Genomic DNA, 12,704 nt, shown 5'->3' on the forward strand with positions numbered 1-12,704 from the left:
GGCGGGTCAGGACAGGAAACGGGCGGAGGGGCCGCGCCCGCAGGACAGTTGCGGACGCGGCCCCTCCGGGCTCGGGGAAGGCCGGTCAGTCGTCGTTCTGGTCGTCGTCGTGGTCGACGTGCTGGCCCAGGATCTTGCCGCCCGCGGCGTCGACGGTCACCTCGTGGCTCTTGTGGTCCTTGCCGAGGACGTCGACCTCCCAGACGGTGGAGCCGTTGCGGTCGTCGTCGTCCAGGCCGTAGGAGGTGACGGTGCCGGGGACGGCGTTCAGGGCCCGGTCGGTGGCCTTGCCGTAGCCGGTCTTGTCGGCCTTGAGCTGCGCCTTGGCCTCGGCGGCGTCCTCGGCGTCGTCGTCGCGGTCGGTGTGCTGGGTGAGGACCTTGCCGTTGCCCGCGTCGATCGTCACGTCGTGGCTCTTGTGGTCCTTGCCGAAGACGTCGACCTCCCAGACGAGGGAGCCGTCGCGGTCGGCGTGGTCGAGTTCGGCGGAGGTCGCGGTGCCGGGTACGGCCTTCAGGGCCGCGGCCGTGGCCTCGTCGTAGCTGACCTTGTCGGCCTTGACCTGCGCGCGGTCCTCGGCGGCGTCGTCCAGCCCGCGCTCGTTCTGGGAGAGCTTGACCGAGGACTTCGGCGCCGGGCCGTCGTCGTCCGCGAAGGCGGTCGCGGCACCCATGCCGCCGATCAGGGCGATGGCGGCGGCGGTGGCGAGGACGACGGCGCGGGGGGCGAGCGTGCGCTTGGCGTTGGCCTTCATGGGGGCGGTTCCTCCGGTTCGTGTGGCGGTCGTGGTCCGCCGGTGGGCCCTGTCGCGCCCTTCCGACACCCACTACGTTGCCGAACCGGACCTGAAGGGACGCTGAAATCCTGAAGCGGTGTTCAGGAAACGGTCCGGGACGACGCGGCCTGTCCGCGATATTCCGGGTTCCCCCCGGGGCGGCGTAACGTCCGGAAAGGGGGCCGGTCGACGGCCCGGGGGCGGGAGGGGAAACGGGGATGACGGACCGGGCACCGAGAGCGCGCCGCGCGTGGGAGTGGCTGCTGCCCGCCGGCTTCGGCCTGCTGTGCGTGCTGGTCTCCGCCGGGCTGTTCGCCACCGTGCCGGGCACGCTGGCGGACGAGCGCGCGTACGCCACCGCGCCCGCCTGCCCGGGCGGCACGCGGTCGGACGCGTGCACGGTGACGGTCCCGGCGACCGTCGAGGGCACGGAGGACCAGCCCAGCGGCAAGAGCGTTCGCTACTGGCTCCTCGTCACCGAGCGCGGCTCGGACGTCGTACGGCGCGTGCGCATGGCCGGATCGGAACCGGTGTACGACGCGGTGCGCGCGGGCGACGACGTGACGCTGACGTACTGGCGGGGCGAGATCCGCACCGTGACATTCGGCGCCGCCGCCCAGGACACCCACGCCTCGCCCGCCGACGGCTGGCGGCTTCCCGTGGCCTTCGGCCTCCTGGCGCTGCCGTTCGGGATCGCCATGCTCCTGGCCGGCTGGGCGCACCGCTACCGCCCCTTCCCCGCGCACACCGCCCCCTGGCCGCTCACCGTGGGGGTGCTGGGCAGCGCCTTCCTGGGCGGTGCCGGTTTCCTCGGCGGCATGGCCGGTGGCGGGGTACGGGACGCGTTCCTGATCACGGCGGCAGGCATTCCGCCTTCCGTCGGCCTGGCCGCCCTGTACGCCTGGTGGCTGCGGCGGCGCGCCGCCCGCGCCGCGGACACCGGAGACATCGTCGCGCTTCCCGCCACGGAGCCGCGGTGCGTGCGCGCGTCGGTCCACGGAGACGTCCCGTACAGCGGGGGCGGCTGCGACCACGTGGTGGTGGGAGACGGCCGCCCGGCGGCCACCCCGGACCCCACGGGGCACTTCGCCCGCAGAACGCTTCCGGAGACGCTGGCCGTACGGGGCGTCCGGGGGCTGGGGCCCGAGGACCCCGCCGGCTGGTACACGCTCTACAAGTACGACGGCGTGGTCATCGAATGCCGGGACGGCGACCGCCCGGTCCTCGTCGCCACCGGGCGGCGCGACGCCCCCTGGATCCTCGGCGCCCTGGCCCCGCCGTCCAGAGGCTTGGCGATCGGCCGACGGCGATCAGCCGAGGAGTGAGGCCGGAACGATCGTGCGGGCGCGCTCGTGGAGTTCGCGGGCCGCCTGGTTTTTGAGGTGGGGTTGGATCAGGCCGAACATGGCCCGCACTCTTTGATCGGCTCGGCCCGACTGCACCAACGGGAAATCATCCAGGACCTGATGCCAGGTGGAGCAGGCTGCTTCCAGGTGGCCGATGTGCAATTGACGTTCCGCAAGCGTGGCGCCCTGGCGAACCCTCCCGCGCCGATAGACGCCGGCGCGAAGCGCGTCCGCCTGCATCTTCCCCATCGCGTGGGACACCGAGCCCGTGCCGCTCTACATCGTCCGGTACGAGCAACTCCGAGCGCTGGAAGCGGCGCGGTGAACGCGGACACGCCGCCTCCGCCCGAGCGTCCCGCTCCGAAGGAGTTGGACCAGCGCGCGGAAGCCCTGAAAAAGAAGATCGACAAGCATCTGGGGCGGGGGAGCGGAGCATGACGGAGGAAACCCCGCCCTGCGCGGGGTGCGGGAAGTACATCGAGCTGCGGGAAGCGGCGAAGCTGTCCGGGGACTACCGGGCGGCGGCCGACTACGAACTGCTGCGCCGTCAACACCCGGCCCACGAAGCGCCGTCCGTGATGACGGCCCGCCGGGGGCTGCCCACGTGAACAAGCAGATGCCGTACGAAGGTCCACGACCGGGCCAGGAGGCTTACGACGGCCTCACTGGGCGGGTCGGCGTGCTCCAGGCCCTCTGTCACATCAACGAGCTTGCCTTCGATCACGGGATGCCGGGCCCGCTCGTCGCGTTCCTCCGCCCCGAGAAGGGCGGACGGGAGTGGATGACCGACCCGGGAAACCTCCGCCGTCCCGAGCGACCCCCAGGGCTCCGGTCGCCAGGCATTCCGCCCGTCGGCCCGCCACCCGCCCGAGGATCTTCGTCGGCCTGTCAACGCGGCGGGGTAAGCGTCGATGATTACACAGGATGAGCCACTAGATGCAGCGATAGTTACGTCTGAACGTAACTATCGCTGCGGTCCTCGTGTAACTATAGATGCATGAACCGTGCTGCACAGTTTTCGTTGCTGAGCGGTTTCGCCGCCGATCAGTGGGGTTTGGTGACCTCGGCGCAGGCCAAGGGCGCAGGGTTGAACGGCGTGCAGCTGCTGCGTCTGGCCGAGTCGGGGCTGCTGGAGAGCGTTGCCCACGGCGTGTACCTGGTGACGGCTGTCGGTGAGCCTCGGCACCTTGAGGTCAAGGTCGCCTGGTTGCGCCTGCAGCCGTCCGTTCCTGCCTGGCAGCGTTCCGCTGGCGACCCCGATTCGGGCGTGGTCTCGCATGCCTCGGCTTGCCAGCTGCAAGAGCTCGGAGATATTCCGGCCCCGGTGGTGGAGATCAGTGTGCCGCGCCGCCGAGTCACCAAGGACTCTTCCGTTCGTCTGCGTACCGCGGTGGTCGAACCTTCCGACATCACCTTGATCGACGGGCTTCCTGTCACCACCGCCCGCAGGACCATCCTCGATTTGCTGGGCGCCAAGGCCGACGGCGGGCATGTAGGCGGGGTGATCGCCGAAGCAGAACGACGCGGTCTGGTCTCTGTGGAGGAGCTGGCGGAAGAGGCTGGACGGTTTGTCCGCCGGTACGGCATGCCGCGAACCAGCGACGGGCGAGCGTTGATCGAACATCTGGTGCTGCAAGCGGGGGAGACTCTGCGCTCTGACCAGCTTGAACGTGCCTCCCAAGCCGGGTTCAACAGCGCCCTCCACATGCTCGGGTTGCAACACATGTTCGGGTCGCAACAGGCGAACCTTGGGCGCGTGCTCGCAAATGCGGCCCTGCCCGTCTCCGGCCTCCTGCAACTCACCCAGAGCATTCAGAGTTTGCAGCATGGGATGGCGTCGTCTGGCCGTGAGGCCGCTTCAGCGCCTGATGACGCAACCCCGTCTGGCCGGAGCGCGAGACGGGCTGACGACGATGATCGTGAGCCGTAGAGTCAGCTTCGGACAGTACGTACCAGGGGGTCGGCAAGCGTGGGAAAATATGCTAATCCGAATGCGTTCAGGGCGGCGTTAAAGCAGGCCGCCCTGAACATGAGGAAGACAACGGGCATGAGCGTTCCCGAGCTCATGAATGTCTTCTACTTCAATCGTCTGTCGGCCCGAGTCTTCACCGCAGATCCCAACGGCTGGCTCATCAAGGGCGGCCAGGCCCTGCTTGTGCGCTACGCGGGGGCCGCCCGGCTGAGCCGCGACATCGACTTGCAGTGCGTTTCTCCTCACCGCTCGGTGGCCGAGGCCGCATCCCTCCTGAAAGACGCGGTAGCGGTAGACCTCGGAGATTTCCTGCGGTTCGTCCCCACCAAGTTTGTTGAACACAGTGATGAAGGCCGTGGCGGAGCGCAATCCTTTGCCGTCTATTTGGGCGCGAGGAAGGCGGCGGACATCAAGGTCGATCTCGTGGTCGGCCGGACTCTCGCCGGCCACCCGGACATGCGGACACTCACATCTGCTGTCGACCTGGAGTGGCCTGTCGACTGGCCGCAGGTGCGCCTCTACCCGGTCATCGATCATGTCGCCGACAAAATCTGCGCCATGTACGAACGTCACGGACCCAATGGTCGGCACGGTTCGAACCGGTACCGAGATCTCGCTGACCTCCTGCTGATCACGCAGCAGGAGACCATCGATGGGAGGTGCACCAAGCTCTCCACCGCGAAGCCGATAGGCGGCGCGCGATGGGACTGACTGTGGCCTTGCCCGAAGCGTTCGAATCCCCCGGTCCGGACTGGCCCACTTTATACCCGGAGCAGGCGTCCTTGGTTCTGGGGCTGGCCGGTTGCCGCACCTTCCAGGAAGCGGCTCAATCAGCGGCACCTTTCGTCGACCCGCTGTTCGATGGCTCTGTGAAGGGGAGCTGGGATCCGCAGCTGGCGGCCTGGCGCTGAAGACCAGTGGGGCCTGTGGCAGGCATGGCGGCGTGCCGAACGATCGTCCGTGCCATGCACACTCCGGAGCCCGGGCCCTGGAGCGGGCGAAGGGGCCGCGACCGCCGGACAGTGGCGGGGCGCGGCCCCTTCGGGATGGGGGGTGGCGGCGTCAGGCGTGGGCGGGGGACATGGCCCGGCGCTCGACCCGGGCCTTGCGCGTCCCGTACAGGGTGATGGCCGTGGCGCCGACGACGGCCAGCAGGCCGAGGGCGACGGTGCCGGGCCAGCCGCCGGTGTGGAAGGCCATGGCGCCGAGCGTGCCGCCCGCGCTGCTGCCGACGTAGTACGCGGTCTGGTAGAGCGCGGCGGCCTGGGCTCGGCCCGTCTTCGCGGTGCGGCTGACCGCCGAGGAGGCGGCGGCGTGGCCCGCGAAGAAGCCGGCGGTGATCAGGACCAGGCCGAGCAGGACGGACGCCAGCGAGTCGGCGAGGCTCAGCAGGAGCCCGGCGGTGGTCATGGAGACCGCGACGTACAGGGCGCCGCGGCGGCCGAGGCGGCCGACCAGCTTGCCGGTGGCGGCGGAGGAGACCGTGCCGACCAGGTAGATCAGGAAGATCGAGCCGATCATGCTCTGCGAGAGCCCGAAGGGCTCATCCACCAGGCGGTAGCCGATCACCGTGTAGACGCCGCCGAAGACGGTCATGAAGAGCGCGCCGATGGCGTACAGGCGGCACAGCAGCGGGTCGGACAGGTGCCGGGTCACGGTGCGGGCCAGGTCGCGCGGGCTGACCTTGGCGGGGGAGAAGTTCCGGGCCTTGGGGATCAGCAGCCGGAAGGCGATCCCGCACACCAGCGCCATGGCGCCGACCGCGGCGAGGCCCATGCGCCAGCCGTAGCCGTCGGCGACCCAGCCGGTGATGAGGCGGCCGCTCATGCCGCCCACGCTGTTGCCCGCCACGAACAGCCCGATCGCGCCGACCAGTGCCCGCGGTTCGACCTCCTCGGAGAGGTACGCCATCGCGGAGGCCGGGATGCCGGCGATCGCGGCGCCCTGGACCGCGCGCAGCGCGATCAGCCAGCCCAGGTCGGGGGCGTACGGCACGGCCAGCGCGACCGCCACCGCGATCGTCAGTGAGACGGTCATCATCGTGCGGCGGCCGAACCGCTCGGACAGGGCGCTCAGCGGGACGACCATCAGGGCCAGCGCGAGGGTGGCCGCGGACACGCTCCAGCTGGCCTGGTCGGCCTGCACGTGCAGATCGTCGGAGATCGCGGGGAGCAGCGCCTGCGTCGAGTAGAGCAGGGCGAAGGTGGCGAGCCCGGCGGTGAAGAGGGCGAGCCTCATCCGGATGTAGCCGGGGCGGCCGGGTGCCATGCGCTCGGAGTCGGAGGAGACGGGCGGTGCGGAGGCGTCCACGCGGCTTTGGGTGGACGCCCCGGTATCAGCAGGAGGCATGGTTCGACCGTAAGGACCGGAATACTGATGCGTCCAATGCACGGAATCGAGATAATCGATGCACCAGAGCATGAGTAGAGGTCAGGGGCGTTTATGTCACGCATCCGCAACGAAAAAGACATTCCGGTGACAGTCGAGGTCGAGTCCGAGTCCTGGGCGGCGGCCCTGACGCCCCGCCTCGCCCAGTTCGCCGCCGTCGCCCGCCATGAGCACGTAACCCGGGCCGCCCAGGAGCTGGAGGTGCCCCAGTCCACGCTCAGCCGGGCGATGGTGCGGCTGGAGGAGGACCTGGGCGTGGCGCTGTTCGCCCGCCGCGGCCGTACGGTGGCGCTCACCCCGGCGGGGCGTACGTTCCTGCGCTCGGTGGAACGGGCGCTGGCCGAGGTGGACCGGGCCGCCGAGACCGTACGGGCCGACGCGGACCCGGCGGCGGGCCGCATCGCGTTCGGCTTTCTGCACACGCTCGGCTCCGAGACCGTACCCGGCCTGATCCGCGCCTTCCGCGTCGACCACCCCCGCGTCCGCTTCCAGCTCGTCCAGAACTACGGGGAGGCGATGATCGAGCGGATGCGGGCGGGCGACCTCGACCTGTGTCTGACCTCGCCCGTCCCCGACGCCCCCGATCTGGTCGCCCGCCGGCTGGACGAGCAGCGGCTGCGGCTGGTGGTGCCGGACGACCACCGGCTGGCGGGCCGCCGCCGGGTCCGGCTCGTGGAGGCGGCGACGGAGCTGTTCGTGACCCTGGAGCCGGGCTACGGGCTGCGCCGGATCACCGACACCCTGTGCGCGGAGGCGGGCTTCACGCCGAAGATCGCGTTCGAGGGGGAGGAGGCCGAGACGATCCGCGGTCTCGTCGCCGCGGGGCTGGGTGTGGCGCTGCTGCCGCCGCCCGCCGTGCCCCGCCCGGGGGTCGCGGAGCTGACGGTCACGGCGCCGCGCGCGGTCCGTGAGATCGGCGTGGCCTGGCTGGACGGCCACCCGGACACGCCTCCGGTGGCCGCCTTCAAGCGGTTTCTGCTGAGCCGCCGCGGTCAGCTTCTCGACTGAGGTCTTCTCGGGCGACGTCTTCTCGGCTGAGGTCTTCCCGGCCGGTGTCCTCCCGGCCGGGGCTGTCCCGGTCGGCGGTCTCCCGGCTGATGCTCGCGGCCTCCGGGCTGATCAGCACGTCGATCCCGGCCCGCAGGAACTGCTCGAACACCTCCTGGTTCTCCGCCGAGGCCAGCGCCGGGGTCTGGATGGTGCCGCGCATCAGGCTGGTGCCGAGCACCCAGGCCACCAGCAACTCGGCCCGCACCTCGGCGTGCGGTCCGTCCAGGCGGGCGGCGAACCGCTTGGTGAACAGGCTGGTCAGCTCCCCGCGCAGCCGGCCGACGGCCTCGTCGCGGCTGGAGGAGCGGAGCACGGTGAGCACGGGGTGGGGGAAGTCGGCGTCCTTGGGCTCCCCGGAGATCAGGGCGCTGAACCAGTCCGCGACGCAGTCCAGCGGCACGTCGAGCAGCGGCTCGAAGACCTTGGAGTTGCTGGACACCGTCTCGAACAGCGCCTCCTTTGAGCCGAAGTACCGGTAGACGAGCGCGGCGTCCACGCCGACGTCCCCGGCGATGTCGCGCACGCTGGTGCCGTCGTAGCCGTACCGGCCGAAACGGAAGGCGGCGGCGGACATCAGCGCGGTGCGGGTCCGTTCCGCGCTGCGCTTGCGCGCGGGCGTGACGGCGGGGCCGGTACACGCCCTCGACGTCCCGTCGTTCGCTGGTTCGTTCACCCGATAACTCCTCGCGCAGTACGCCGCGGTACGGCCGTTCGCCGGTCGCCCATCCTCCAGGCTCTGCTGACTGTCTCAAAGTCACCGATCGTTGTCAGCGCTTGTTGACTTCGCGTTGATCGCCCATGCACGATGATCGATAAGTCAACGATCGATGACTTAGGGGTTGGGAGATCATCTGTGTCTGATGTATCTGGTCGACGTGTCGCCGTGATCGGAACCGGCTACGTCGGACTGACCACCGGCGCCTGTCTGGCGTCCCTCGGCCACCACGTGGTGTGCGCGGACGCCGACTCCCAGAAGGTCCAGCGGCTCCGGCGGGCGGAGGTCGACATCCTCGAACCCGGCCTGCCGGACCTCGTCCGGGACACCGCGGCCGGCGGCCACCTGGAGTTCACGCAGGACACCGCGGCCGCCGTGGCGGACGCCGAGGTGGTGTTCCTCTGCCTGCCCACGCCCATGGGCGCGGGCGGCGCGGCCGACCTGGCCGCCGTCGAGACGGTGGCCGGGGAGATCCGGACCGTCCTGCCCGGCGGCAGCGTGGTCGTCAACAAGTCCACCGTGCCCGTCGGCACCGCGCGGCGCGTCGCGGAGCTGCTCGGCCGCCCGGACGTGACGGTGGTGAGCAATCCGGAATTCCTCCGCGAGGGCCGGGCCGTGCACGACTTCCTCCACCCGGACCGCATCGTGATCGGCGCCGAGAAGGAAGCGGACCGGGAGGCCGCGCAGCGCGTGGCCGACCTGTACGGCACGCTCGACGCGCCCGTGGTGCTGACCGACGCGGCCAGCGCCGAACTCACCAAGTACGCGGCCAACTTCTTCCTCGCCATGAAGCTGTCGTTCGCCAACAACCTGGCCACCCTCTGCGAGCACTTCGGCGCCGACATCGGCGACGTCACCGACGGCATCGGCCACGACCCCCGCATCGGCCCCGCGTTCCTGCGGCCCGGCCCCGGCTGGGGCGGCTCCTGCCTGCCCAAGGACACCCACGCCCTGCTGACGATCTGCCGGCAGGCCGGGGTGGACTTCCCGCTGCTGCGGGCCACCATCGAGACCAACGTCGAGCACCAGCACCGGCTGGTGGAACGCGTCGCGGCCGAGCACGGGAGCGCCGACGGCTCGCTGCGCGGTGTGACCCTCGCGCTGCTCGGCCTGACCTTCAAGGCGGGCACCTCCGACCTGCGCGACTCACCGGCCCTGGCCATCGCCCGGCTCCTCAAGGAGCGCGGCGCCGAACTCCTCGGCCACGACCCCGCGTTGCGGGGCACCACCCGTCCCGACCTCAGCGATCTGCTCACCCTCGTCGACGACCCGCTGGACGCGGCGGCCGGTGCGGACGCGTGCGTCGTCCTCACCGAGTGGCCGCAGCTGCGGGACCTCGACTGGGAGGCCGTCGCCGGGCGGCTCGCCACCCCCACCGTCCACGACTTCCGCAACCTCCTGGACCCGGTCCGGCTGGAGCGGGCCGGGCTGCGGTGGCACGGCGTCGGCCGTACGCCCGCCCTCGCGCCGCGCGGCTGAGCCGTCCGTACACCCGTAGCACGTCACCGAACAGAAAGGGATCACCCCATGCGGGTCCTGTGCACCACGAGCGGCAGCCCCTCCCACGGGCGCGCCCAGCTGCCCCTGCTCCGCGCGCTCGCCGCCGCCGGACACGAGGTTCTGGTGGTCACCACCCCCGGCCTGGCGCCGGTCTTCCAGGACGACGACGTCCGGCTGAACACCACGATGCCCGATCTCGACCCCCGGGCCCGGATGGCGGAGCGCGCCGACGAACTGGCCGCTCTGCCGAAGGACGACAAGGCCGCCCTGCACCTCTCGATGGCGGCGATCCTCTTCCGCGGCATGGCTCGTGAAGGGGCGAAGATCTCCCTGGAGGGCGTCTTCCCGGTGGCCAAGGAGTTCCAGCCGGACCTCATCCTGCGCGACGGCTTCGACATGGGAGCCGTCCTGATCGCCGAGCGGCTGGGCATACCCCAGCTGTCCACCCCCTCCGGCGCGGCCAACATGCTGGACCCCGCCGATGTGCTGCCGCACCTCAACGCGACCCGCGAGGAGGTCGGGCTGCCCACCCACGACGACCCGCTCTCCGTCGTGCCGCACGGGCGCGTCGACTGCGTACCGCCGGAGTTCACCTTCGCCCGGCACCTGCCCCCGACGTGGTCGTACCGGCAGACGGTGGACGTCGAGCGGTCCTCGGTCCTGCCGCGCTGGGCCGCCGAACTCCCCACCGACAAGCCGCTGGTGTACGCCGCCATCGGCACCGCGCTGCCGAGGATCCTCGAACTGACCGGTGGCGCCCCCGCCGAAGAGGGCGCCGCGCAGGCCGCGCCGCCCGTCGAGTTCCCGGACCCCATCGCCACGCTGCGCACCATCGCCGACGCCGTGTCACGGCTGGAGGACTGCACCGTCGTCCTCAGCACCTCGGGCGTCCCCCTGGACACCGACGCCCTCCCGGCGCACGTCCACGTCACCGAGAGGGTGCCGCAGCCGATCCTGCTGGAGTCCGTGGACCTGTTCCTGACCCACGGCGGCTTCAACAGCATCCGCGAGTCGCTGCGCACCGGCACCCCGCTGGCCGTCCTGCCGCAGTTCGGCGACCAGCACGTCAACGCGCGGCGGGTCCAGGAGCTGGGCATCGGCCGGGCCGTCACCGACACCACACCGGACGGCGTCGCCGCCGTCTGCCGGGACGTCCTCGCCGACAAGGCCATCACCGCCCGCGCCCGCACGGCGCGGCTGGCGATGCTGGCCACGCCCGGCATCGAGACCGCGGTCGGCGATCTGGAGCAGCTCGCCGGATAGCCCCGCCCCGCCCCTCACGTCACCGATACGACGCGACCCCCGGGAAGAGACGGACCTCCTCGTGACCACCTCCGACACGACCGAGCGGGGCGCGGCCCCCGACGCGGACGGCCCGCCCGTACGGCTCACCCACCGCCAGATCACCACCGTCATGTCGGGTCTGGTGCTCGGGATGTTCCTGGGGGCGCTCGACGGGACCGTGGTGTCGTCCGCGCTGCGCACCATCGCGGACGACCTCCACGGCCTCACCGCCCAGGCCTGGGTGACCACGGCCTATCTGATCACCGCGACCATCGCGACCCCGCTGTACGGCAAGCTCTCCGACATCCACGGCCGCCGCCCGGTCTACCTGGCCGCGATCGTGCTGTTCACCCTCGGGTCGCTGCTGTGCGGGATGGCCACCTCCGTGTACGAACTGGCGGCCTTCCGGGCGGTCCAGGGCCTGGGCGGCGGCGGGCTGATGTCGCTCGCCATGACGATCATCGCGGACATCACCTCCCCCCGGGAACGCGGCCGCTACCAGGGCTACTTCATGGCGGTCTTCGGCGGTTCCAGCATCGTCGGCCCGCTCGTCGGCGGGGCGCTGGCGGGCCGCGAGACCCTGCTGGGGATCGACGGCTGGCGCTGGATCTTCCTGATCAACGTGCCGCTGGCGATCCTGGCCATCACCGTGATCCTGCGGGTGCTGCGCTTCGTCCCGCACCGCCCGGTGAAGCACCGGCTGGACTACGGCGGCGCGGCCGCCCTCGCCGTCGGTCTCGTCCCGCTGCTCACCGTGGCCGAGCAGGGGCGCAGCTGGGGCTGGGGCGCGCCGCTGTCGCTGGCGATGTACGCGGTCGGGGCGCTGGGCCTGGCCGGGTTCGTGCTGGTGGAGCGGCGGATGGGGGACGCGGCGCTGCTGCCGCCGCGGATGTTCCGCATCAGGTCGTTCCGCATGGGCACGACGCTGCACTTCATCGTGGGCATCGGGATGTTCGGCGCGATGACGACGCTGCCGCTGTATCTGCAGCTGGTCAAGGGCATGAGCCCGATCGAGGCCGGGCTCGCCACGCTGCCCACCGTCGCGGCGAACCTGACGGTCACGCTGGTCGTCGGCCGGCTGATCTCCCGCACCGGGCGGTTCAAGGTGTATCTGGTGACGGGCATCGGCTCGTTCACCGCCGCCATGGTCGTCTACGCGACGCTGGGGGTGGACAGCCCGCTGTGGCACGTCTGGCTCGGCATGGTGTTCATGGGCGCCGGGCTGGGCGCGGCGATGCAGACGCTCACCACGCTCGCGCAGAGCGAGGTGCCCCGGACGGACATGGGGGCGGCGACCGCCGGGGTGAACTTCTTCCGTTCCAACGGCGGCACGGTGGGCGCCGCGGCCTTCGTCTCCATCCTCTTCTCGTTCGCGGGGACGCGGATCGGCGACCGCTTCACCGAGGCGCTCGGGGACCCCGCGTACCGCAAGCTCGCCGAACAGCCCGCGAACGCGGAGGCGCTGAAGGCGGCGGTCGGCCCCGGAGGCAAGGTCAACCTGGAGGACTCCGCCTTCCTGCACACCCTCGACCCGCGGGTCGCCCAGCCGTTCCTGGAGGGGTACGTGGGCTCCCTGCGGATCGTGTTCCTCACCGGCGCCGCCGTGCTCCTGGTGGCGTTCCTGATCGCCGCCGCACGGGTGCCGGACCTGACGCTGTCGGACGAGTAGAGGCC

Annotated in this window: 11 protein-coding genes and 1 pseudogene; 8 read left to right on the forward strand and 4 right to left on the reverse strand. The window is 71.1% G+C overall.

Annotated elements, in window-relative coordinates:
* Nucleotides 1–85 precede the first annotated feature (85 nt).
* Nucleotides 86–754 (reverse strand): PepSY domain-containing protein, encoded by a 669-nt coding sequence (locus ASC60_RS04965; protein WP_055546953.1) that lies wholly within the window; start codon nt 752–754, stop codon nt 86–88.
* A 239-nt stretch (nt 755–993) separates the two neighbouring features.
* On the opposite strand from ASC60_RS04965, the gene ASC60_RS41495 reads away from it, so the two are divergent.
* A complete protein-coding gene (locus tag ASC60_RS41495; RefSeq protein WP_055546955.1) occupies nt 994–2,100 on the forward strand; it encodes a hypothetical protein in 1,107 nt (368 codons plus the stop codon).
* Here the strand turns inward: ASC60_RS41495 and ASC60_RS04975 are convergent.
* Nucleotides 2,086–2,388: pseudogene (locus ASC60_RS04975) on the reverse strand (tetratricopeptide repeat protein); the annotation flags it as partial. The gene ASC60_RS41495 and the pseudogene ASC60_RS04975 overlap by 15 nt on opposite strands.
* Nucleotides 2,389–2,555: 167 nt before the next feature.
* Here ASC60_RS04975 and ASC60_RS42040 point away from each other — a divergent pair.
* From ASC60_RS42040 to ASC60_RS04985, 3 genes are all read left to right on the forward strand, one after another.
* Nucleotides 2,556–2,729 (forward strand): hypothetical protein, encoded by a 174-nt coding sequence (locus tag ASC60_RS42040; RefSeq protein ID WP_199830861.1) that lies wholly within the window; start codon nt 2,556–2,558, stop codon nt 2,727–2,729.
* 389 nt (nt 2,730–3,118) lie between these two features.
* Nucleotides 3,119–4,051, forward strand: a complete 933-nt coding sequence (locus ASC60_RS04980) for a type IV toxin-antitoxin system AbiEi family antitoxin domain-containing protein (RefSeq protein WP_079038158.1) — start codon at nt 3,119–3,121, stop codon at nt 4,049–4,051.
* A 117-nt stretch (nt 4,052–4,168) separates the two neighbouring features.
* On the forward strand, nt 4,169–4,804 hold the full coding sequence (locus ASC60_RS04985) for a nucleotidyl transferase AbiEii/AbiGii toxin family protein (protein WP_055546961.1): 636 nt from the start codon (nt 4,169–4,171) through the stop codon (nt 4,802–4,804).
* 351 nt (nt 4,805–5,155) lie between these two features.
* On the opposite strand, the gene ASC60_RS04990 is transcribed toward ASC60_RS04985, so the two are convergent.
* Nucleotides 5,156–6,442, reverse strand: a complete 1,287-nt coding sequence (locus ASC60_RS04990) for an MFS transporter (protein WP_055546963.1) — start codon at nt 6,440–6,442, stop codon at nt 5,156–5,158.
* A 93-nt stretch (nt 6,443–6,535) separates the two neighbouring features.
* Between ASC60_RS04990 and ASC60_RS04995 the strand changes: the two genes are divergently transcribed.
* On the forward strand, nt 6,536–7,489 hold the full coding sequence (locus tag ASC60_RS04995) for a LysR family transcriptional regulator (RefSeq protein WP_055546965.1): 954 nt from the start codon (nt 6,536–6,538) through the stop codon (nt 7,487–7,489).
* Here ASC60_RS04995 and ASC60_RS05000 read toward each other — a convergent pair.
* Nucleotides 7,446–8,204, reverse strand: coding sequence for a TetR/AcrR family transcriptional regulator (locus ASC60_RS05000; protein WP_063787062.1), 759 nt, complete (start codon nt 8,202–8,204; stop codon nt 7,446–7,448). The genes ASC60_RS04995 and ASC60_RS05000 overlap by 44 nt on opposite strands.
* 210 nt (nt 8,205–8,414) lie before the next feature.
* Between ASC60_RS05000 and ASC60_RS05005 the strand changes: the two genes are divergently transcribed.
* From ASC60_RS05005 to ASC60_RS05015, 3 genes are all read left to right on the forward strand, one after another.
* On the forward strand, nt 8,415–9,725 hold the full coding sequence (locus ASC60_RS05005) for a UDP-glucose/GDP-mannose dehydrogenase family protein (RefSeq protein ID WP_055546967.1): 1,311 nt from the start codon (nt 8,415–8,417) through the stop codon (nt 9,723–9,725).
* Between the two features lie 48 nt (nt 9,726–9,773).
* Nucleotides 9,774–11,009: a glycosyltransferase gene (locus ASC60_RS05010; RefSeq protein ID WP_055546969.1), complete on the forward strand. Its 1,236-nt coding sequence runs from the start codon at nt 9,774–9,776 to the stop codon at nt 11,007–11,009.
* 61 nt (nt 11,010–11,070) lie between these two features.
* Nucleotides 11,071–12,699, forward strand: a complete 1,629-nt coding sequence (locus ASC60_RS05015; protein WP_055546971.1) for an MDR family MFS transporter — start codon at nt 11,071–11,073, stop codon at nt 12,697–12,699.
* Nucleotides 12,700–12,704 lie beyond the last annotated feature (5 nt).

This window comes from Streptomyces sp. NBRC 110028, from assembly GCF_001417735.1.
GTDB lineage: Bacteria > Actinomycetota > Actinomycetes > Streptomycetales > Streptomycetaceae > Streptomyces.